Annotated in this window: 20 protein-coding genes; 19 read left to right on the top strand and 1 reads right to left on the bottom strand. The window is 68.9% G+C overall.

Annotated features, from left to right (window positions below):
* Positions 1 to 35 precede the first annotated feature (35 nt).
* The 11 genes from GS424_RS07230 (at position 36) to smc (ending at position 14,403) form a co-directional block, all read left to right on the top strand.
* The gene (locus tag GS424_RS07230) at positions 36 to 611 is read left to right on the top strand and encodes a TetR/AcrR family transcriptional regulator (protein ID WP_160941771.1); all 576 of its coding nucleotides are present in this window, start codon (positions 36 to 38) and stop codon (positions 609 to 611) included.
* A 1-nt stretch (position 612) separates the two neighbouring features.
* Positions 613 to 2,187: a phytoene desaturase family protein gene (locus tag GS424_RS07235; protein WP_218958890.1), complete on the top strand. Its 1,575-nt coding sequence runs from the start codon at positions 613 to 615 to the stop codon at positions 2,185 to 2,187.
* A 175-nt stretch (positions 2,188 to 2,362) separates the two neighbouring features.
* Positions 2,363 to 2,734, top strand: a complete 372-nt coding sequence (locus GS424_RS07240; protein WP_160941770.1) for a GntR family transcriptional regulator — start codon at positions 2,363 to 2,365, stop codon at positions 2,732 to 2,734.
* A complete protein-coding gene (locus GS424_RS07245) occupies positions 2,727 to 3,590 on the top strand; it encodes an ATP-binding cassette domain-containing protein (RefSeq protein ID WP_160941769.1) in 864 nt (287 codons plus the stop codon). The genes GS424_RS07240 and GS424_RS07245 overlap by 8 nt, the downstream gene beginning before the upstream one ends.
* Positions 3,587 to 4,294: a hypothetical protein gene (locus tag GS424_RS07250; protein WP_160941768.1), complete on the top strand. Its 708-nt coding sequence runs from the start codon at positions 3,587 to 3,589 to the stop codon at positions 4,292 to 4,294. The genes GS424_RS07245 and GS424_RS07250 overlap by 4 nt, the downstream gene beginning before the upstream one ends.
* A 180-nt stretch (positions 4,295 to 4,474) precedes the next feature.
* Complete coding sequence (locus tag GS424_RS07255) at positions 4,475 to 5,779, top strand: chloride channel protein (RefSeq protein ID WP_244977704.1); 1,305 nt, start codon at positions 4,475 to 4,477, stop codon at positions 5,777 to 5,779.
* Positions 5,780 to 5,895: 116 nt separating this feature from the next.
* Entirely contained in the window at positions 5,896 to 7,791 is a 1,896-nt protein-coding gene (locus GS424_RS07260) for an ABC transporter ATP-binding protein (protein WP_244977705.1), read from the top strand.
* 741 nt (positions 7,792 to 8,532) lie between these two features.
* Positions 8,533 to 8,712, top strand: coding sequence for a 50S ribosomal protein L32 (gene rpmF, locus GS424_RS07265; RefSeq protein WP_101722275.1), 180 nt, complete (start codon positions 8,533 to 8,535; stop codon positions 8,710 to 8,712).
* Between the two features lie 185 nt (positions 8,713 to 8,897).
* The gene (plsX, locus tag GS424_RS07270; RefSeq protein WP_425321384.1) at positions 8,898 to 9,917 is read left to right on the top strand and encodes a phosphate acyltransferase PlsX; all 1,020 of its coding nucleotides are present in this window, start codon (positions 8,898 to 8,900) and stop codon (positions 9,915 to 9,917) included.
* A gap of 73 nt (positions 9,918 to 9,990) precedes the next feature.
* Positions 9,991 to 10,836, top strand: a complete 846-nt coding sequence (gene rnc, locus GS424_RS07275) for a ribonuclease III (RefSeq protein WP_154334005.1) — start codon at positions 9,991 to 9,993, stop codon at positions 10,834 to 10,836.
* A gap of 6 nt (positions 10,837 to 10,842) precedes the next feature.
* Positions 10,843 to 14,403 carry a chromosome segregation protein SMC gene (gene smc, locus GS424_RS07280; protein WP_160941766.1) on the top strand — a complete coding sequence of 1,187 codons (3,561 nt, stop codon included), beginning with the start codon at positions 10,843 to 10,845 and terminating at the stop codon, positions 14,401 to 14,403.
* A gap of 30 nt (positions 14,404 to 14,433) precedes the next feature.
* On the opposite strand, the gene GS424_RS07285 is transcribed toward smc, so the two are convergent.
* The gene (locus GS424_RS07285) at positions 14,434 to 14,784 is read right to left on the bottom strand and encodes a hypothetical protein (RefSeq protein WP_160941765.1); all 351 of its coding nucleotides are present in this window, start codon (positions 14,782 to 14,784) and stop codon (positions 14,434 to 14,436) included.
* A gap of 110 nt (positions 14,785 to 14,894) precedes the next feature.
* On the opposite strand from GS424_RS07285, the gene GS424_RS07290 reads away from it, so the two are divergent.
* From GS424_RS07290 to GS424_RS07325, 8 genes are all read left to right on the top strand, one after another.
* On the top strand, positions 14,895 to 15,245 hold the full coding sequence (locus GS424_RS07290; protein ID WP_160941764.1) for a PadR family transcriptional regulator: 351 nt from the start codon (positions 14,895 to 14,897) through the stop codon (positions 15,243 to 15,245).
* Positions 15,238 to 15,789: a DUF2812 domain-containing protein gene (locus GS424_RS07295; RefSeq protein ID WP_160941763.1), complete on the top strand. Its 552-nt coding sequence runs from the start codon at positions 15,238 to 15,240 to the stop codon at positions 15,787 to 15,789. The genes GS424_RS07290 and GS424_RS07295 overlap by 8 nt, the downstream gene beginning before the upstream one ends.
* Before the next feature lie 53 nt (positions 15,790 to 15,842).
* Complete coding sequence (gene ftsY / locus GS424_RS07300; RefSeq protein ID WP_160941762.1) at positions 15,843 to 16,763, top strand: signal recognition particle-docking protein FtsY; 921 nt, start codon at positions 15,843 to 15,845, stop codon at positions 16,761 to 16,763.
* A 1-nt stretch (position 16,764) separates the two neighbouring features.
* Positions 16,765 to 17,751 (top strand): MBL fold metallo-hydrolase, encoded by a 987-nt coding sequence (locus GS424_RS07305; protein ID WP_160941761.1) that lies wholly within the window; start codon positions 16,765 to 16,767, stop codon positions 17,749 to 17,751.
* A gap of 116 nt (positions 17,752 to 17,867) precedes the next feature.
* Positions 17,868 to 19,286 (top strand): signal recognition particle protein, encoded by a 1,419-nt coding sequence (gene ffh / locus GS424_RS07310; protein ID WP_154333993.1) that lies wholly within the window; start codon positions 17,868 to 17,870, stop codon positions 19,284 to 19,286.
* A gap of 161 nt (positions 19,287 to 19,447) precedes the next feature.
* The gene (locus GS424_RS18130; RefSeq protein WP_160941759.1) at positions 19,448 to 19,543 is read left to right on the top strand and encodes a ClbS/DfsB family four-helix bundle protein; all 96 of its coding nucleotides are present in this window, start codon (positions 19,448 to 19,450) and stop codon (positions 19,541 to 19,543) included.
* A 100-nt stretch (positions 19,544 to 19,643) separates the two neighbouring features.
* Complete coding sequence (locus tag GS424_RS07320) at positions 19,644 to 20,810, top strand: GGDEF domain-containing protein (RefSeq protein ID WP_160941758.1); 1,167 nt, start codon at positions 19,644 to 19,646, stop codon at positions 20,808 to 20,810.
* Positions 20,807 to 21,958, top strand: coding sequence for a GGDEF domain-containing protein (locus GS424_RS07325; protein WP_160941757.1), 1,152 nt, complete (start codon positions 20,807 to 20,809; stop codon positions 21,956 to 21,958). The genes GS424_RS07320 and GS424_RS07325 overlap by 4 nt, the downstream gene beginning before the upstream one ends.
* Positions 21,959 to 21,993 lie beyond the last annotated feature (35 nt).

A 21,993-nucleotide genomic window follows, 5' to 3' on the forward strand; every position in this document is an offset into this window, starting at 1 on the left:
GTTGAACATAAATTCAATGAAAGGGAGTTCAACGAATGGTGACGAGACAGGAGCAGCGGGAGCGGCGTCGCGAGGAGATCCTCCGGGCGGCGCTGCGGCTGTTCGTGCGCAAGGGGTACGCGGCCACGAAGGTGAGCGACATCGCCGAGGCCGTGGGCATGAGCACCGGGCTCATGTTCCACTACTTCGAATCGAAGGAGGCGCTCTACGAGGCGCTCGTCGAGGTGGGCGTGGACGGCCCCATGGCGATGGTGGGCGACAGCGAGGGCGACGCGCTCGCGTTCTTCGAGGGCGCGGCGGCCGGCATCATGGCCTACCTGCAAAGCGACCCCACCTTGGCCGACATGTTCGTGCTCATGAGCCATGCGCTGGTGAACGACGACGCGCCCGAGCGCGTGAAGGCCAAGCTCGCGGGGTTCGACGTGCACACGCCCACCGCCGAGATCGTCCGTCGCGGGCAGCGGGAGGGCACCGTCCGCGAGGGAGACCCGGTGGCGCTCTCCGTGGCGTTCTGGGCCGCCGTCCAGGGCATCGCCGAGGAGTTGTCGCTGCATCCGGGCACGCCGTGCCCGGAAAGCGCGTGGATCGTCGACATCGTGAGGAAGAGGTAGCATGGACATGCAGCGAACGGATGTTTCACGTGAAACAACGGAAGCGGCGCGGGGAGCGGGCGCCTCGCCGACGCGCGTCGCCATCGTGGGCGCGGGCATCGCAGGTTTGACGGCGGGCGTGTACGCGCGCCAGAGCGGCTTCGACGTCACCGTGTACGAGGCGCACACCATCCCCGGCGGCGCGTCCACGAGCTGGAGCCGGCGCGGGTACCTGTTCGAGGGCGGCATGCACTGGCTGACGGGCTCGTCGCCGCGCACGGCGCTCAACGCGGTGTGGAACGAGATCGGCGCGCTCAACCCGGACGTGCCCGTCTACGTGCGCGACCCCTTCCTCGTGTACGAGTTCGAGGGGCGGACGGTCTGCCTCTACCGCGACATCGATCGGCTCGAGGCGCACCTGCTGGATGTCGCGCCCGAGGACGAGCGGGAGATTCGGAGCCTGATCAAGGACGTGCGGAAGTTCACGAAGGTGAGCATGCCCATCGTCGACGTCAAGGGCGTGAAGGTCGCCGTCAAGCGCACGCCGGGCCTGCGCGCCATGCTGGCCATGATGCCGTCGATGGCGCGCATGCCGTTCTACGCGGGCCAGACGACCCGCACGTTCGCCGAGCGGTTCTCCAGCCCCTTGCTGCGCACCCTGTTCTCCAGCATGGTCGGCGAGGAGATGAGCGCGATGGGGCTCGCATTCACCCTCGCGACGCTCGTCTCGGGCGACGGCGGGTACCCGCTCGGCGGCTCGCTCGCCATGGCCGCGCGCATCGCCGAAACCTTCGAGAAGCTGGGAGGCGCGATCGAGTACCGCCGCCTCGTCGAGCGGGTGGAGACGAAGGGCGGCCGGGCGGTCGGCGTGGTCGTGGACGGCGAGCTTCGCCCCTTCGACGCCGTGATCGTGACGCAGGACACCCGCGTCGCCATCGACGCGCTGTTCGACCCGCCGATACGCGAGGAGTGGGCGGAGAGGCTGCGGGCGAACGTCCATCCGATCCTCGACACGTTCGTGAGCCTCGGCATCCGCGCCGACCTCTCGGACGTGCCGGAATGCGTCGGGTTCCCCCTCGACGAACCCGTTTTCTGCGGCGATCAGCGGCACGACGCCCTCGCCTTCAACAACTACGCCGCCTACGAGGGCTACGCGCCCGAGGGCTGCACGGCCATGACGCTGTTCATGAACGGCGACACGTACGACTGGTGGGCCGCGCGCAGGGCCGACGGCACCTACGCGCAGGAGAAGCGGAAGCTGGCCGAAGCGGTGATCGCGGCGCTGTCGAAGAAGTACCCGCAGATCGAGGGCAAGGTGGAGGTGTGGGACGTGGCCACGCCGCTCACCTACGAGCGCTACCTCCGCTCGTACAAGGGGTCGTGGATGTCGAACATGCTTCCCGGCGAGAAGCAGACGAGCTACCCCGCGAAGCCCGCGGGCATCGAGGGCGTCTACTTCGCGGGGCAGCGCCTCGTCGCACCCGGCGGCCTGCCCACGGCGGCGGAGACCGCGCGCGCCGCCGTCCAGCACCTCTGCAAGGACGAGGGCGTCGTGTTCCAGGGCGCGACGGCGACGGCGAGGGGCGCCTCCGCGTAGGCCTTCGCCGCGCTGTTTCACGTGAAACATACGTTCGCACGCAGTTCGCACCGCACGGCGGCCGCCGGGATCGATCCCGGCGGCCGCCTTCTTGCGCCTTGACAACCCGCCTGGCGCGCTCTAGAATGCTAGTTAGTTACTCAAGTAACAAACTAGCAGAGAGGAGGCGCGCCCTATGAACATCGACCCGGGAAGAGACGTGCCCCTGTTCATCCAGATCGCCGAGGGCATCGAGGAGGACGTCTTCACCGGCGTGTACGCCGAGCAGGACCGCGTCCCGTCGACCAACGAGCTGTCAGCCCTGCTCGGCATCAACCCGCACACCGTCCTCAAGGGCATGAACATCCTCGTGGACGAGGGCATCATCTACAAGAGGAGGGGCATGGGCATGTACGTCCAAACGGGCGCCGCCGACAAGGTGCGCGCGAAGCGCAGGAGCGCGTTCGACGAGCGGTTCGTCGCCGCGCTCGTCGCCGAGGCGAAGAAGCTCGGCCTGACGAAAGAGCAGGTCGTCGCTATGATCGAGAAAGGATACGGCCATGCGTGAGATACGCGCCGACCAGGTATCGAAGTCGTTCGGAACGAGCACGGCCCTCGACGACGTGTCGCTGTCCTTCGAGCACGGCAAGATCCACGCGTTGCTCGGACGCAACGGGGCGGGGAAGTCGACGCTGCTCGGCCTCGTGGCGAACCGCCTGATCCCCACGGCCGGGCGCATCCTCGTGGACGGCGATCCCGTCACCGACAACGCCGCCGCCCTCGCCAAGGTGTACTGCACCTCCGACAAGAAGATGTTCCCGGAGAACTTCCGCCTCGACAAGCTGTTCAAGGAGATGGGCCGCTTCTACGAGGGGTTCGACGAGGGCGCGGCCGCGCGCCATGCCGAGGCGTTCGGCCTCGACGTGCGCAAGAAGGTGGGCGCGTTGTCGACCGGCTACCGCTCCATCTACCAGCTGGTCATCGGGCTGTCGCTCGACGTGGACTACCTGCTGCTCGACGAGCCGGTGCTGGGCCTCGACGCGAACCATCGCGAGCTGTTCTACAAGCTGCTGCTCGAAGACTACGTGGAGAAGCAGCGCACCGTCGTCGTGGCCACCCACCTCATCGAGGAGGTGGCGAACCTCGTGGAGCAGGTGACCATCATCGACCGCGGACGCGTGCTGCTGGCCTCGTCGGCCGAGGAGCTGCGCTCGAGCGGCCACCGCGTGTCGGGCCGCGCGGCCGACGTGGAGGCGTACTGCGCGGGCCGCGACGTGCTCGCCGTCGAGGAGCTGGGCGGCCTGGAGGTGGCGTACCTGCTCGGCGCGCCCGACGGGACGCGCTTGCACGAGCGGCTCGAGACGGCGCCGCTCAGCCTGCAGAAGCTGTTCGTGAAGCTGACCGAGAAGGAGGATGCGCGATGAGGAAGTTCAAAGCGATCGCCCGCTACCAGATGGCCGACGTCCTGTTCTCGATGGGCGTGTTCTTCATCGTGTTCGCGGCCTGCTTCTCGCTCGGATGGGCGATCATCTCGTTCGCCGGGGAAGGGGGCGCGCCGTTCCAAGGCATGTACCTGTGGATGTGCGTGTTCCTGGTGCTGTGCGGAACCATGTCGTACTCGATCGACTTCAAGTTCGCGTTGCAGTGCGGGGTGACGCGCGCGCAGGCGTTTCTCAGCACGTCGCTGTCGTTCGCGGCGGTGGCCGCCGCGTTCGCCCTGGTCGACCAGCTGCTGTTGGCGGTGCTGCCGCTGTGGCGGCTCCAGTCGCTCGTCGCGCAGTACGGCGACGGATACGGCCTCGGCCCCGTCGGGTTTCTGTGGACGCTGCTGCTCAACCTCGCCATCGCGTTCCTTTCCTATGCGATCATCGTGCTGCAGGGAAGGGTGGGGAAGCGGCCGTTCCTGGCCGGGCTGCTCGCGGTCGGCCTTTTGGCGTTCGTACTCGTCCCCACGCTGTTCGCGGTCGTGCCGGGCGCGGCCGACGCGGTGGGCGGCATCGTGCTCGCGGCGCTCGGGTTCACCTCGGCGGGCGTGAATCTCGCGTATCCCATCGCCCTGTTCGCCGCCGTGGCCGCTCTGGGCGCGCTGGCGGCCTACCTGCTCGCGCGCCGCGCCGAGGTGCGCTAGGCGCCGGCCGGCCCCTGTCCGTGCGCGGTGCGCCCGCGGCGGGCGCGCCGTCAACGCGCCGGTCTACGGGCCGCGACGGTACGGCAACCGCCTCCTGCCGCGGCCTCCCTCCCGCACGTCCGCTCCGTACCATGGAGCGGATGTGTCGGTATTCGGAGCAGGTCGGGAGGCGAGGCGCGCGTGGGCGCACAGGACGGCGAGCAGGCGGAATCTTTGCAGGACGGTCGCTTCGACCTCGGGCAGCTCGTGCGCCATACGGCGTTCGCGCTCGTCGTAGGCGCCGCGGGCGCCGCGGCCTCCATCGTGCTCACCCTGTCCGTCGACTTCGCGGGAACGCTTTCGCAGCGCCATCCCTGGCTGCTGTTCGCCCTGCCCGCGCTCGGCCTCGCGTCCATCGGGCTGTACAAGCTGCTGCGCCTGCCCGTCAACCTCGCCACCGACGGCGTCATCGAGCGCTTCCGCGCCAACGAGCGCATCCCGGGCGGCGTGGCCCCCGGCATCCTCGGCGGCACCTTCCTCACCGTGCTGGGCGGCGGCTCGGTGGGCATGGAGTCGGGCGCGCTGCAGATGGGCGCGTCGATCGGCTCGGTGCTCGGCCGCCCCTTCAAGCTGGCTCCCGTGTGGCGCCGCGGCCGCACCATCCCGAACGGCTACCCCGCCGCGCTCGGCATGGCGGCGGCGTTCAGCGCGCTGTTCTTCGCCCCCTTGGGCTCCTGCATGTTCGTGCTCGAGCTCGCGCGCTTCGACCGCGCGGTGGCGCGCCATGTGCCCACGATGCTCCTCGCCACGTTCGTCGCCTACGCCATCGCGCGGGCGGTGGGCATCGGCGACCATATCCCGGCGGTCGCGCTGCCCGCGCTGTCGTGGGGCTCCGTCGCCCACTGCCTGCTCGTGGGCCTGTGCTGCGCCGTGGGCGGCGTGCTGTTCGCGAGCGGCCTGCGCGCGCTGCGCCACGTGGTGCGGCATCGGGTGGGCCGCCCGCTCGTCGCCGTCGCGGCGGGCGGCCTGCTGTTCGCGGCGCTCGTGTTGGCCTTCGGCTGGCAGACCTTCGAGGGCACGGGCATGGGGCTTCTGCGCGGGGCGCTCGCCGGCGAGGCGGCCCCGGCCGACTTCGCCGTCAAGGCCGCGCTCACCGTGCTCGTGCTGGGCTTCGGCTTCAAAGGCGGCGAGATCATGCCCATGTTCACCGTCGGCGCGCTGCTGGGCTGCACGCTGGGCCTCGCGGCCGGCCAGCCCGCAGGGTTCTCGGCCGCGCTCGGCATGGCGGCGTTCTTCGCGGCGGCCAGCCGCTGCCCGCTGGCGGCGGTGCTCATGGGCGCCGAGATATTCGGCTGGGCGGCGCTGCCGTTCCTGCTGATCGCCGTCGCGGCGGCGTACGCCGGCAGCTACGACGTGGGCGTGTTCGGGCGCGGCGCGGCAAGCGAGCTCGCGCGCGTGCGCCGCGAGGCGCGCCGTGGCGAATCTATTCTCGAGGAGGCCCGATGAGGCAACGTGAAACTGCATCCCGTCCGCGGCGCCGCGCGCACGCGAAGCCTACGAAACGCCGCGCGCCGCGCCGATTCGAGGTGCTCGGCGCTCAGAGTAGCGCTACAATGTGGGGCATGGATACCATCAAGAACCTCACCCAGAAGGCGGCGTCGCGCGCGAGCGAGCCGACCGCCGACGCGGCGCCCGCGCCCGAGAGCGCGCCCGCGCCCGCGACGGACGCGCCCGTCGTGACCGCGCGCCAGGTGTTCGCGAAGTTCGCGAGCTACTACAAGCCCTACACGTTCCTGTTCGTGTTCGACCTCGTGTGCGCGACGGTGCTCGCCTGCGTCGACTTGGCGTTCCCCCAGTTCCTGAGCTTCTTCACGAAGGACTTCTTCCAGAGCTCCCCCGAGGCCATCATCGGCTCGCTCGGGTGGATCACGCTGTTGTTCGTCGTGCTGTACGGCGTGCGTACGGCCTGCCAGTACTTCATCACCAGCTGGGGCCACATCATGGGCGCGCGCATGGAAGCCGACATGCGCATGGACCTGTTCAAGCAGTACCAGCGCCTGAGCTTCTCCTACTACGACCGCAACAACACCGGCGAGATGATGAGCAAGCTGGTCACCGACCTGTTCGACATCTCGGAGCTCGCGCACCACGGGCCTGAGAACCTGTTCATCTGCATCCTCAAGATCGTGGGCTCGTTCGCGCTGCTGTTCTTCATCAACGTGCCGCTGACCGCCATCATGCTGGCCGCGACGCTGCTTTTGGCGGCGTACTCGTTCTGGCGCAACTACCAGAAGCGCGTCATCTTCACCGAGAACCGCAAGAAGATGGCCGACATCAACGCGCGCCTGCAGGACTCGCTCGGCGGCATCCGCGTGGTGAAGTCGTTCGGCAACGAGCCGGTGGAGATCAAGAAGTTCGACCGCACGAACGCCCGCTTCGTGGAGACGAAGGAGAGCTCGTATAGGTTCATGGGGTCGTTCCATGCAGTGAACTCGCTGTTCATCGGCGTGCTGTACACGGTGACCATCGTGGGCGGCGGCTACTTCGTGGCCACGGGCGGCCTGCAGGTCACCGACCTGGCCATCTACGCCCTGTACATCGGCATCTTCATCTCGCCCATCGAGCAGCTCATCAACTTCGTGGAGACGTTCCAGAAGGGCTACGCCGGCTTCCGGCGCTTCATGGAGGTGCTCAGCGTGCGCCCCGACATCGCCGACGCGCCCGACGCGATGGACCTCAACGCGGCCGAGCGCGCCCGCTGCGGCGGCCCGGACGGGCACGTGGCCGGCGAGGTGCGCTACCGCGACGTGCATTTCAGCTACGACGGCGTCCACGAGGTACTGCGCGGTCTCGACCTGGCCATACCGGCGGGGACGACGGTGGCGCTCGTGGGTCCCTCGGGCGGTGGCAAGACCACCACGTGCTCGCTTCTGCCCCGCTTCTACGACCCGGCGAGCGGGTCGGTGGAGATCGACGGCATCGACGTCCGCTCCGTCACCGTGGAGTCGCTGCGCGACGCCATCGGCATCGTGCAGCAGGACGTGTACCTGTTCGGCGGCACCATCCGCGACAACATCGCCTACGGGCGGCCCGACGCCACGACGGCCGAGATCGTCGAGGCGGCCGAGCGGGCGAACATCCACGCGTTCGTGATGGGGCTGCCCGACGGCTACGACACCTACGTGGGGGAGCGCGGCGCGCGCCTGTCCGGCGGGCAGAAGCAGCGCATCGCCATCGCGCGCGTGTTCCTGAAGGATCCGCGCATCCTCATCCTCGACGAGGCCACGAGCGCGCTCGACAACGAGAGCGAGCGGGCCATCCAGAAGTCGCTCGAGGAGCTGTCGGCCGGGCGCACGACGCTCGTCATCGCGCACCGCCTGTCCACCATCCGCAACGCCGACCTCATCGCGGTGGTGGAGGACGGCAAGGTGGCCGAGCGCGGCACGCACGACCAGCTGCTCGCCCTCGGCGGCACCTACGCCCACTACTACGAGATGCAGTTCGGCCCGGCGGAGTAGGGGGGCGACGGTGTGGGCTCGATGGCGGGTGCGTATTGCGGGAGGCAAGGAGTTCGGTGTAGAATAGGACGAGCCGCAGGGAGGGGTTAGACTCCCAACGGCTCTCGGATCGCTTCGGCGGTTTGGGTTTAGTCTTGGCGCTCCTTTCCCCTACGGGTTAGGAGCGCGCTCCTTATCATGAGAACAAGCTCGATGACGCGGGACGCAAACTCCAAGAGCAGTGCTGCCAATTCGACAAACCCAAAAACGGTCATGGTCTTCACCTCCATCCATCTAGAATAATGAGAGGGAGAGGCACCAAGCCGCCTGGCGTATCCGTACCTATGAGTATAACGAGCCGGTCTCACGTTTCCATGGCGTGCGTCACCATGGAAAGCCGCCTGGATCCAGCGCCGATCCCACGCCGTTCCAACGCGCTTTCCACGTTTCTTGCCAGCCGATCCGACGCGCTTCGAATGCGGAACGCATCCCGATCTCGCTCTGATCCAACGTCGCGCGTTCCGGCTCGATAGAGACGGCGATGCTTTTGGCCCGAAAGGCATTCCGCTCTGCGTTTTCCACCGCGCCTGTCTGGCTGGATGCGCATCCGTTTCAATTATGAAACCTGGATGCGGATTGGATTTTGCGGGTGGTCGGGGCTTGCGGCGCGGCTCCGCGTTTGATACTATACCGTTTCGCGTGTTTACTTAAGCGAGAACGAGCGATCGTGATCGCTCGGCTTAAAGAAGGAGATAGAGAATCATGGCAGTACCTAAGCGCAAAATGGGCCGTGCCCGCACCCACGCCCGTCGCAGCAGCAACGATAAGATCGCGGCGCCCTCGCGTTCCGTGTGCCCGCAGTGCGGCGAGGTCAAGCTTCCGCATCGCGTGTGCCCGAACTGCGGCTTCTACAAGAACCGCGAAGTCATCGAGACGGACTAGCGCAGCGCCCATGCGCGTGCGTTCTGCTGACGCGCATTGACAAGCCTCCCCGCACATCGCGCTTCGCGTGTGATGCGCCGGGAGGCTTTTTGCATGTTCGTAACCCGCGCTGCGCGCATGCGCCTGCTCGCACCGGCGGCCAGACGCATGCGTCCACGCGATCCGAAGAGGAATGCGAGGACATCATGCCCGATAAGGTCACCATCACCGTCGACGCCATGGGAGGCGACAACGCTCCCGGCGTGGTGCTCGACGGCGTCGCCCAGGCGCTCGCCGCCGACGCTGCCCTCGAGGTCATCCTGTGCGGCCCGGCCGACGTGGTCGAGCCGTTCGCGGCCGAGCACGACCGCTGCACGCCGCAGGCGGCTGCCGAGGTCATCGCCATGGCGGAGCATCCCGCCAACGCCGTGCGCAAGAAGAAGGACTCGTCCATCGTGGTGGGCTGCCGTCTCGTGAAGGAAGGGGCCGCGCAAGGCTTCTTCTCGGCCGGCTCCACCGGCGCCTGCCTGGCGGCGGGCACGCTGGTCATGGGCCGCATCAAGGGCGTCGCCCGGCCCGCGCTGGCCACGGTCATCCCGTCGCCCGCGCGCCCCGTCGTCATGTGCGACATCGGCGCGAACGCCGATTGCAAGCCCGAGTACCTCGTGCAGTTCGGCCAGATGGCGTCCATCTACGCCGAGAAGGTCATCGGCATCGAGCGCCCGCGCGCCGCGCTGCTCAACATCGGCGAGGAGGACACGAAGGGCTCGCAGTTCGCCCAAGAGGCGCACAACCTGTTGAGGGATCAGCTGCCGAACTTCGCGGGCAACGCGGAGGGCTCGGACATCCTGCCCGCGAAGTTCGACGTCATCATCACCGACGGCTTCACGGGCAACGTGTGCCTGAAGACCATCGAGGGCACCTCGAAGACCCTGTTCAAGACGCTCAAGAGCATCATGATGTCCACGCCGCTCACGAAGCTGGGCGCGCTGGCCATCAAGGGCGGCCTCAAGCAGCTCATGGCGCAGGTGAGCCCCGACACGTACGGCGGCGCCCCGCTTCTGGGCGTGAAGGGCGCGCTCTTGGTAGGGCACGGGTCGTCCAACGCGCTGGCGGTGCGCAACGGCGTGCTGACCACCGCGAGCATCGTGCGCACGGGCGTTTCTGATATAATCGCTCAAACCGTGACCGCGCCGCGCGCCGCCCGAACGACGGAGGGCGAGTGACGCCATGCCCGGTCAATCATGGAATCCCGCCCACGCCGCTCATCCGCAGCCTGAACGAAAGCCCGAGCACGCCATGACCTTCACCGACGAACAGCAGAGAAAACTGGCGCGCGCCCAGGAGATCCTGGGCTACCGCTTCGCGGACGAGCAGCTGCTGCTGTCCGCCATCACGCATCCCTCGGCCACCGAGGGCAAGTCGGTCAAGTACTCCTACGAACGCCTCGAGTTCCTCGGCGACAGCATCCTCGGCGCCATCGTGGCCACCATCGCGTTCGATCGTTTCCACGACCTGGACGAAGGCGGCCTCACGCGCATCAAGGTGGCGCTCGTGTCGGGCGCGAGCCTGTCCGACGTCGCCGAGCGCCTGGGCTTCACCGACATCATCGTGTTCGGCTCCTCCGAGACGGGCACGGGACGGCGCGGGCTGCACTCCGCGCTGGAGAACGTGTACGAGGCCGTGGTGGCCGCGCTGTTCCTCGACGGCGGCATCGACGCCGCGGTGTCGTTCGTGCGCTCCACGCTCATCCCGCGCATGTCGGTGGACATGGCCCGCGAGCCCGAGAACCCCAAGAGCGCCCTGCAGGAGAAGCTGCAGGAAGACGGCATCACGCCCACGTACAAGCTGGTGGAGACGCAGGGGCCGCCGCACGACCGCACGTTCGTCGCGCAGGTGTTCGCCGGCAGCCAGGGGCTTGCGCGCGGCACCGGCCGCACGAAGAAGGAGGCCGAGAGCCAGGCCGCCAAGAGCACGCTCGCGCGCCTCGGCGAGTTCTTCGGCCTGGGCGTGGATGGCGAGGCGCGCGCCGAGAAGGCCGAGGCCGCGAAGCTGGCGAAGGCCGAGAAGGCTGCCGCGCGCGCCGAGGAGAAGGCCCGCAAGAAGTCCGAACGCGAGCGCGCCAAGCAGCGCAAGCAGGGGTAGCCGCGCATGTACCTGAAATCACTGGTCCTCAAAGGCTTCAAGTCGTTCGCCGACCGCAGCGTGCTGGCGCTCGAGCCGGGCATCACCGCCGTGGTGGGGCCGAACGGCTCGGGCAAGTCGAACATATCCGACGCCGTGCTGTGGGTGCTCGGCGAGCGCAACGCGAAGAACCTGCGCGGCCAGGCGATGGAGGACGTCATCTTCGCGGGGTCGTCCGCGCGCAAGAGCGTGGGCATCGCGGAGGTCGACCTCGTGCTGGACAACTCCGACTCCACGCTGCCGGTGGACTTCGACGAGGTGGCCATCACGCGCCGCATGTACCGCTCGGGAGAGAGCGAGTACCTGATCAACGGCGTGGTGGCGCGCCGCATGGACGTGCTCGACATCCTGCACGACTCGGGCTTGGGCACGGGCACGCACTCCATCATCTCGCAGGGCAGCCTCGACTCCATCCTGCAGTCGAAGCCGGAGGACCGCCGCGCCCTCATCGAGGAGGCCGCCGGCGTGCTGAAGCACAAGCAGCGCAAGGCGAAGAGCGAGCGCAAGCTGGCCGCCATGGACGCGCACCTGGCCCGCGTGAAGGACGTGGCCGCCGAGGTGGAGCGCCAGCTGGGGCCGCTCGAGCGCAAGGCGAAGCGCGCCCGCACCTACCAGGGGCTGGCCGACGAGCTGGCCGATCTGAGCCTGGCTCTCGCCGTGGACGACCTGCGCACGCTGCGCCGCGGCTGGGACGAGGCCGCCCAGCGCGAGCAGGTGCTGGAAGCCGAGCTCGAGGAGAAGCGCGCCGCCATCGGGCAGGCCGAGGCGGCGGCCGAGGAGCTGCAGGAGAAGATCCGCCGCGAGAGCGTGGACGCGGGCGAGCTGGCGCGCCGGCACCGCCGGGCCTCGTCGGCCGTGGAGCGCTTCGACGGCGCCACGCTGCTGCTGCACGAGAAGCGCCGCGCGGCCCAGAGCTACGAGGCCGAGCTGCGCGTGACGCTGGAGGCCAACAAGGCGAAGCGGGCGCAGGCCGAGGCCGACCGCGCGCAGGCCGCCGCGCAGCTGGCCGAGGTGCAGCGCGACCGCGAGCAGGCCGACGCCGCCGTGGCGCGCCTGGCGGGCGAGCAGTCCGAGAACGCCCAGCAGCGCCGCGCCCTCGAACGCGAGGTGGAGGAGCTGGAGCGCGCGAAGCGCGACGGCGAGCGCGTGCAGGAGCAGGCGCGCCGCGAGCTGGCCAGCACCCAGGAGGCGCTGACGAGCGGCCTGGCGCACGTGAAGCTCATCGAGGGCCACGGCAAGGAGCTGGAGCTGCAGCTGGAACGCGCCCAGGCCGAGGCCGTGGCGCTCGCGGAGGCCGCGACGCAGGCCGGGCAGGCGCTCGCGGCGCTCGTGGAGGCCGAAGGCGCGGCGCGCGCCCGCGTGGGCGAGGCGCTAGGGGCGCGCGAGGCGGCCCGCGGGGCGCTCGACGAGGCGCGCGACGCGGCCTCGCTCGTGGCGTCCGAGATCAAGGGCCTCGAAGAGGTGGAGCGCGCGAGCGCCGCAGCGGGCCCGGCCCGCGCGTGGGTGCTCGACAACGCCGCCGACCTCGACGTGCGCCTCGCGCCCATCGCGCACGCCGTGCGCGCCTCGGAGGGCTTCGAGGCGCTCGTGGAGCACCTGCTGGGCGCGGACGTGTCGGCGCTGCTCGTGGACGACGCGTCCCGCGCGAACGCCGTGGCCGCTGCCCTGGCGGCGCGCGACGAGCGGGGCGAGGTGGTGCTTGTGCCGCGTTCGGGCGAGGCGCGCCGCGCATGCCCCGCGCGCGACGCGGCCGCTGCCGGCCTGGGGCGCGCGCTCGTGGACGAGCTGGCGTACGCGGAGGCCGACGCCGCCGCGGTGGAGGCGCTGCTGGGCGACGTCGTCGTGTGCGACGACGTCGACGCGGCGTTCGCCGCGCATGCGCGCGGGGCGCACGAGGTGCGCTTCGTGACGCGCGGCGGCTGCATCGTGTGGCCGAACGGCAAGGTGACCGTGGGCGCCGCGGCGGCCGACAGCGAGGAAGGCGTGCTCGCGCGCGCCCGCCGCCTGGAGGAGCTGCGCGCGCAGCTGCGCGCCGCGGAGAGCGAGCGTGCGGGCGCGGAGGAGCGTGCGGCGGCAGCGGAGGAGGCCCTGCGCGCCGCGCAGGGCGAGAGCCTGCGCCTGTCGCAGGAGCTGGCCGAGCTGCGCGGCAAGACGGACTCGGCCCGCGCCGAGGCGCGCCGCGCCGAGGAGAAGCTGGCCGCCGTCCGCCGCGAGTTCGAGGACATCGAGCGCCAGCGCGGCGAGGCCGAGCGCACCGTGGCCGAGGCGCGCCCGTCGGTGGAGGCGCTCGAGCAGCAGCTCGCCACGCTCAAGCAGCAGCTCGAGGCGGGCGCCGCGCGTCTCGAGGAGGCGCAGGACGCGGTGGTGCCGCTGCGCAAGGAGGCGGCGCGCCTGCGCGACGCGCTGTCGGAGGCCAAGCTCAAGGCGGCCACGCTCGCCGAGCGCCAGACGTACGAGAGCCGCGTGGTGGACGCGCGCACGCGCGACCTCGACGCCGTGGCGGCGAGCGATGCCGACGCGCGCGAGGCCCTCGTGAAGAAGCGGGTGGCGCAGGAGCGCATCGAGCCCTTGCTCGCGCTGTTCGAGGAGCTCGTGGCCAGCGCGCGGCGCTGGACGCGCGACCTCGAGGAGGCTGCCACGGCCGCGCAGGATTCCTCCGCGGGGCTGCACAACGCCGTCAACGAGGCCCGCGCCCGTGCGCGCGCCGCCCACGACGCGTTCGACGACGCCAACGCCCGCCTGTCCACGGCGCGCGTGGACAAGGGCCGCCTCGAGGTGCAGGTGGACGCCGCGGTGAACGCCATCGTACACGACTGCAAGGTGCCGCTCGAGCGCGCCCTCGAGCTTCCCGAGCTGGAGGATCGCGGCGCGACGGAGGACGCGGCCTTCAAGCTGCGCCGCCGCATCGCCAACATGGGCACCATCAACCCCGACGCCGCCGAGGAGTACGAGCAGCTGAAGACGCGCTACGACTACCTGGCGGCGCAGCTGGCCGACCTCGACGGCGCGCGCCGCTCGCTCACGAAGATCGTCCGCGTCATCGACGCGCGCATGAAGGACGACTTCATCCGCACGTACGAGGCGGTGAACAAGAACTTCAGCGAGATATTCGCCGTGCTGTTCCCGGGCGGCTCGGCCGAGCTCACGCTCGTGGACCCCGACGACCTGGAGGGGACGGGCGTGGAGGTGACGGCGCAGCCGCGCGGCAAGCGCATCACGAAGATGATGCTCATGTCCGGCGGCGAGAAGTCGCTCACGGCGCTCGCGCTGCTGTTCGCGGTGTACCGCATCCGCACGACGCCGTTCTACATCCTCGACGAGGTGGAGGCCGCGCTCGACGACTCGAACCTGCGCCGCCTCACGTCGTACCTGGAATCGCTGCGCGACACCACGCAGCTCATCATGATCACGCACCAGCGGCGCACGATGGAGATGGCCGACGTGCTGTTCGGCGTGTCCATGCAGGCCGACGGCGTGACGAAGGTGGTCAGCCAGAAGCTGGAGAACGCGCTGCGCCACGCGGAGTGAGCCCAGGTCGGCGCAGCGCGCGGCTGTGCGCTACTTCACGAGCAGGTAGACGATGTTGGCGAGCGCCCAGACGAAGAACAGCACGCAGTTGGCCTTCGCCAGCACGTTGAGCACCTTGTTCGACAGCTTCTCGCCCTTGATCAGCACGTCGGCGTTCAGCATCGAGAAGAAGAGTATCATGAGCGAGTAGCTGTTCATGTTGCCCTCGTTGCCCGTGAGCAGCGAGTAGATGAAACCCGCCCACACGAACGGCAGCAAGACCAGCGTGATCGTCTGGAACAGGTTCGCATCCTGCCGCTTCCTCAGCTCAGGGTCTTTCCTCTGCTCGAACCAGCTTGCCGCCTGCCCGCTTGCAGGTGCTTCCAAATGCTCTTCAACCATGATGAAACGCTCCATTTCCAGATAGAGTATAGTGGGAAACCAAAGGTTGTTCGCTTGCAAGCAGGCCCATTGTAGCATAGTATCCATCATGGATATATGAGAGGAACGAAATGGCGAAGAAGAGCCCGTACGAGACGGGGGAGCTGTCCGACAGCATCTTCCTGATCCTGCTGGCTACGCTCGAGCCGGCGCACGGCTACCGCATCATGCAGGGCATCGAGGAGTCCACGCAGGGCGCGGTGAAGGTCGGGCCCGCCACCATGTACACGACGCTCAAGAAGCTCAAGGCGGCGGGCTGGATCGCCGAGATCGCGGAGACGGCGGAGGGCGAGAGCCGCATCCTGTACGCGGCCACCGACGAGGGCCGCGCGGTGCTGCAGCGCGATTTCGTTCGACGCAAGCGGCTGGTCGCCTTCGCGGAGGCCCGGCTGGGCGAGACGGGTGAGGAGAACCATGGCTAGGTACCGGTTGTGCGGCGGGTTGGCGATCATGCCCGATCACGACACGGCGATGCTCGCCGACATGAGCGCGCGGGGGTGGCACCTGAGCGGGTTCTCATGCGGGATCCTGTACCGCTTCGAGGAGGGCGAGCCGCATGCGTACGACTACGCGGTGGACTTCCAGCGCGACTTCTCGGCGGAGGCCGAGGAGCTGTACCGCATCGGGGGCTGGCAGCCCGTGGCGCTGGGCTCCTCGTGGCAGATCGTGCGCGCCGAGGCCGGCACCGTCCCGCTGTACACCGACGACGACGCCGAGGAGGAGACGCTCGGCGCGAGCCGGACGGGCTTGGGCTGGACGGCGCTCGTCTGCGCGCTTGCGTCTGCGGCGCTCTTCGCGCTTCAAGCCCGGCTCTCCGCGCAGGGCAACGAGCCGGGATCGTGGGCGTGCCTCGCGCTGTGCGCGGCGTTCGCCGCCGGGTTCGTCTTCTCGTTCTTCCCCTTCGTCGGCTACACGCGCTCCTTGCGCGCGATCCGCGCCGAGCGCGAGGAGGATCCTCGCCGCTGACGTGCGGCCCCATTTGGGATACACTGTTCAGGCGACCAAGAAAGGAGTCCGCCATGGGATTCTTCGACCGAATAAGCGAGGGGCTCTCCCGCTCGCGCGACAAGTTCAAAGAGCAGATGAACGTGCTGCTCGACCGCGGCCCCGACCTCGACGAGGAGTTTTGGGACGGCCTCGAGGAGACGCTCATCCTGGCCGACGTCGGCGGGGCTGCGGCCACCGAGATCGTGGAGGGCCTGCGCGACCAGGCCACGCGCAAGGCGCTTCCCGACGCGTACGCGGTGCTCGACCTGCTGAACGACCAGATCGCCTCCACGTTCACGCCGGGCGGCGAGGTTGTGCTGGGCGGCGGGCCCGCGCTCGTGCTGTTCGTGGGCATCAACGGCACCGGCAAGACCACCACGGTGGGCAAGCTGGCCAAGGAGGCGAACGACGCGGGCCGCACGGTGATCCTCGGCAGCGCCGACACGTTCCGCGCCGCGGCCATCGAGCAGCTCGAGGTGTGGGCGAAGCGCGCCGACGTCGAGGTGGTCACGCGCGAGCGCGGCAGCGACCCGGCCAGCGTGTGCTACGACACCATCGAGCGCGCCGAGAGCCGCGGGGCCGACCTCGTGCTCGTCGACACGGCGGGCCGCCTCCACACGTCGGCCGACCTCATGCGCGAGCTCGAGAAGGTGGTGAGCGTCGTGCGCAAGCGCTCGCAGCTGCCCGTGTACACCGTGCTCGTCACCGACGCGACCACCGGCCAGAACGGCCTGTCGCAGGCGCGCGAGTTCGACCGCGCGCTCGATCTGGACGGCGTGATCATCACGAAGCTCGACGGCACCGCCAAGGGCGGCATCGCGCTGGCCGTGTCGCACGAGCTGGGGCTTCCCGTGCTCAAGATCGGCGTGGGCGAGGGGCTCGACGACCTCAAGGACTTCGACGCGCACGAGTTCGCCCACGCGCTCGTCGGCGAGTTCGACGAGCGGGGGTAGCATGGCGTTCGTCCAGGTCCACGGCGATCCCGACGTGTTCGAGGTGCGCGTGCCGTTCGAGAACATCTCCACGAGCGACACGAACTGCTTCATCGTGCAGGACGGCGACGACGCGCTGGTCATCGACACGGGCGCGCCGTCCGACGAGGGCTGCGCCATCCTCGATGCGGCCCTCGACGAGCTCGGCGTCGACCGCGCGCGGCTGCGCTTCTTCCTCACGCACCTGCACCTCGACCATGCGGGGCTCGTGGACCGCGTCGCCCTGCCGGGCGCGAAGCTCTACGTGAGCCCCGTGGACTTCGAGGCGGTGCGCGCCTCGCGCGCGGCCTCGTCCTACGACGCCGCGCGCCGCGCGTTCGTGGCCGAGGGCGTGTCGCCGTCCGACGCGTCCGGCTACGCCCGCTACGCCGTGGAGCCGCGCCTGTTCGACGCCTCGCGCCTCACGCTCGTGCCCTCGTGCGAGGGCGACGTCGTCGAGGTGGGGCGCTGGCGCTTGCGCGTGGTGGAGACGCCCGGCCACACGCCGGGGCACCTCGCGCTCTACGAGCCCGAATCGCGCATCCTGTTCGGCGGCGACCACGTGCTGTTCGTCATCTCGCCGAGCATCGCGCTGTTCCCGGGCGCCGACGACGGGTTGCAAGCCTACCTCGACAGCCTCGCGAAGGTGCGCAGGCTCGGCGTCAAGCGGCTGTTCGTCTCGCACGGCGACGAACGCGACGATTTCGACGCGCGCATCGACTGGCTGGCCGCCCACCACCTCGAGCGGCTCGAGGAGACGCGGGGCATCGTGAGCGCGCAGCCGGGCCTGACAGGCGAGGAGGTCATCCGCGCTATCAAGTGGAACGTCCCGTTCGACACGTGGGGGGAGATATCCTTCGTGCAGCGCTGGTGCATCGTCACCGAGGGCGTCGTGATCCTCAACCATCTCGTCGACCGCGGCCTCGTCCGCCGCGAACCCGACGAAGCGGGCGTCAACCGGTACTTCTAGGCGGGAATCCCGCCTTCCCGCATGCAGTTGAAACGGTGAAGTTCGCTGCGCGGTGCACCGCTGCGGTATAATTCCCTCAAACAAGCTCATTCGCAACGTGATGGGAGCAACACACCATGCTCGAGAACCTTTCGACGCGCCTTCAGGGCATATTCAGCGGGCTGCGCGGCAAGGGCCGCCTGACTGAGGACGATATCAACGACGCCATGCGCGAGATCCGCATGGCGCTGCTCGAGGCGGACGTCAACTTCAAGGTGGTGAAGACGTTCGTCGCGCGCACGAAGGAGCGCTGCCTCGACGCCGAGGTGCTCGACTCGCTCACGCCGGCGCAGAACGTCATCAAGATCGTGCTCGACGAGCTCACCGAGCTTCTGGGCCGCACGGATTCCAAGCTCGTCCTGAGCAGCCGCATCCCCAACGTCGTCATGCTCGTGGGCCTGCAGGGCTCCGGCAAGACGACGGCCGCCGCGAAGCTGGCCTACCGCCTGAAGCAGGAGAACCACTCCCCGCTGCTCGTGGCCTGCGACGTGTACCGTCCCGCCGCAGCCGACCAGCTGGAGACGCTCGGCGCCGAGATCGGCGTGCGCGTGTACCGCGGCGACGGCCAGGACCCGGTGAAGATCGCGCAGGAGGGCATCCAGGACGCCATCGACAACCTGCGCGACGTGGTGATCGTCGACACGGCGGGCCGCCTGCACGTGGACGACGAGATGATGGACGAGGCCGAGAACATCAAGCGCGCCGTGAAGCCCGACCAGATCCTCATGGTGGTGGACGCGATGACCGGCCAGGACGTGGTGAACGTGGCCAGCGCGTTCTCCGAGCGCGTCGACTTCGACGGCGTCATCATGTCGAAGATGGACGGCGACGCCCGCGGCGGCGGCGCGCTGTCCATCAAGCAGGTCACCGGCAAGCCCATCAAGTTCATCAGCTCGGGCGAGAAGCCCGACTCGCTCGAGGAATTCCATCCCGACCGCATGGCGAAGCGCATCCTCGGCATGGGCGACGTGGTCAGCCTCATCGAAAGCGCCGTCAAGGTGCAGCAGGAGGAGATCGAGCAGGAGCAGACCGAGCGCATGATGCGCGCGAACCTCACGCTCAACGACTTCATCGACATGAACCGCCAGATCCGCAAGATGGGCGGCGTGTCGAAGCTGCTGTCCGCGCTGCCGGGCGGCGACAAGGCCATGGCGGCCGGCCAGGTGGACGAGGGCGCGTTCGACCACATGGAGGTCATCATCAACTCCATGACGAAGGCCGAGCGCGAGAAGCCCGACCTGCTGAACGGCTCGCGCCGCGCGCGCATCGCCGCGGGCGCGGGCGTGACCGTCTCGGACGTGAACCAGCTGATGAAGAAGTTCAACGAGACGAAGAAGATGATGAAGAAGATGATGCCCGCCGTGGAGGAGATGCAGGGTGGCAAAAAAGGCAAGAAGGGCAAGAAGGGCCGCCGCCGTCGCATGGGACTGCCCGGCGGCATGGGCGGCATGAGCATGGCCGACATCAAACGGCTCCAGGACATGATGGGCGAATAGACATGATGCGGCGGCTTCGGGCCGCCGCTTTCGTCCAAGAGGGCTTTCGATGCGGGGGTACGAGAGCAAGGAAGCGCTGATCGCCGAGATCCGGAGGACGGCCGCGCTGTTCGTCGCGGAGTTCGACGACGTGGCCGAGGCCGACGCCGACTAGCTGGCCGGTGTGGAAGTGGGTCCACACGAACACCGTCGCGCCGTACAAATCGTTCCGCAGCAAGATCCGCACGTGGAAGAGGGCGCGCGCTTCCCGCCAATAGTGCTAAACTTCATCTGAACGCTTGCATTTCGAGCGCGATGAGAGGACGATCCGGCAGGCGAGACGCGCGCGGGTTTGCGCGAAAGGGCGTGGTTGGTCAGATGACGGGACTGTCCTTCGTGAACATATACCTCTTCCCCACGGTGCTCCTCGCTATCATCTGGGCGGATTCGCGTTCGAAGGACGCCGAGCGCTTCACGGCCGTGATGTTCCGCGCGGGCGTGCTCCTCACGTTGGCGGCGACGCTGCTCACCATGGTCACGCGCCTGTTCGATGCAGCGCGCACCCCGTTCCTCGTCCTGCAGGCGGTCAACACCGTGTACCTGTTCTGCAGCCTGATCGCGCCGCTTTTCTGGATAGCGTACGTGTACGCGCGGCTGCACGATGGGCGCAACCTGTTTCGCAGCTGGAAGGTGCGCGTAGCGTTCGGCATCCCGTTCTCGCTGATCGCGGCCGTCCTGATCGTCAATTTCTGGACCGGCATCGTGTTCTCCATCGACGTGGACGGTTCGTACAAGCGCGGGCCGTGGTACCTCGTCTCGTTCCTGCCCATGTTCGGCGGGCTCGTGGGGTGCGCCGTGATCTCCCTGATCCAGTTCACGCGCGAGATCGTCGCGGAGCGCCGCCGCGACTGCCTGACGCTCGCGGCCTTCGCGGTCATACCGATCGTCGGCGGCGTCGTGCAATCCTTGTTCTACGGGTGGTGGGTGCTGTGGCCCCTCAGCGCGGTGGCCATCCTCTTCGTGTACCTGGGGGCGAGCAACCGCCAGATATCCTTCGATGCGATGACGGGCCTGTACAACCGTCGGTTCTTCGACGAGTTCCTGAACCGCCGCCTGGGCAGGCCGGCGTCGCAAGGGGGCTGGTGCCTCATCATGGCGGACCTCGACGGATTCAAGGGCGTGAACGACGCCTACGGGCACGCGGCGGGGGACGAGGTGCTGCGCGGCGCGGCCGAGGCCCTCCGCACCGCGTTCTCGCGAAAGCGCGCGTTCCTCGCGCGTTACGGCGGCGACGAGTTCGCCGTGATCGCGGACTGCGCGGACGAGGCCGAAGCCGCCCGCATGACCGAGATCCTGGAGTCCGAAAGCGTGCGCGTCCCCGGCTCGCAGGGCCCGGGGGGCCGCGTGTCGTTCAGCGCGGGCTACGCTCTGCGCGACTTCGCCGTCGAGCAGGATGCCGAGGGCATCGTCGGCGCGGCCGATACCGTCCTGTACCGCGCCAAGAACGCCCGCAAGGCGATCGGCACCGAGGGGGCAGGGGCGTGAACGCGATCACCTACGTGCTCGTCGACGTGCCGCCCTTCATCGTGATGGGCATACTCTACGTCAACTCTCTCGTGCGGCTGCCGTACCTGCGCGAGAACTCGCTGCTGCGCACCGTCATTCTTTCGACCATGGGCGCGCTCGTCGCAGGGATGCTCTCCTGGGTGCTGGACGGCCGGTTGCCCGCGGAGGCTCTCTACGCGGTGAACGTCCTGCACTTCCTGTTCATGGGCGGCATCGCCTTCTCATGGTTCCTCTACGTCCGCTACCTCGTCCACGGGGAGAGCCTGCTGTGCAAGCCCCTCGCCCTCGCGATCGCGTGCGCGCCCTACGCGGCGTTCGCCGTCGCCGTGCTGTGCGCGCCGTGGACGCACGGGGTGTTCTACGTCGACGAAGGGCTCGCCTACCGGCGCGGACCCTTGTCCTTCGTCCCGTTCGCGGCAGGCGCCCTCTACGTTCTGGCGGCCACCGCGCTCGCGCTCTTTTATCGCTCGAAGGAGGAAGGGCCCGCTCGCCGGCGCCGCCTGCTGTACCTGGCGGCGTTCGCCGTCGGCCCGCTCGTCGGCGGCGCGCTGCAAGCGGCGCTTCCGGGCATGGACACCGTGCTTCCCGGCATCGCCCTCTCCGTCGTGCTCGCCTACGTGTCGGTCCAGCGCGACGAGCTGGCGCTCGACGGGCTGACGGGCCTCAACAATCGGGGAAGCTTGGACGACCATCTTGCCGCCCGGTGCCGGGCGACGCGGTCGAGCCGCCCATGGTGCCTGATCGTGCTGGACGTCAACGACTTCAAGTCCGTGAACGACCGCTACGGGCACGCTGCGGGCGACGACGCCCTCCGGCAGCTCGCGGCCGCCTTGAAACGCGCTTTCGCGAAGACGAGCGCGTTTCTGGCCCGCATGGGCGGCGACGAGTTCGCCGTCGTGCTCGATGCGCGCGGCGAGGAGGGCGTGCGCCGCGCTTTGGACGACGTGCGCGCCGCGCTCGAGACGACGGGGCAGACGCGCCGCGCCCCCTACGCCCTGTCAGTCAGCGCCGGGTGGGCGTGGCACGGCGCTGACCTCGAACGGCCCGAGCAGCTGCTCGAGGCCGCCGACAAGGCGATGTACGCGGACAAGCAGCTGAGCAAGGAGCGCGCCCTCCCGCAGCGCTGACGCCGGGGGAGGGCTCGTCGGCGACGGGAGGGAAG

The organism is Eggerthella guodeyinii, assembly GCF_009834925.2.
In the GTDB taxonomy this organism is placed as follows: Bacteria; Actinomycetota; Coriobacteriia; order Coriobacteriales; family Eggerthellaceae; genus Eggerthella; species Eggerthella guodeyinii.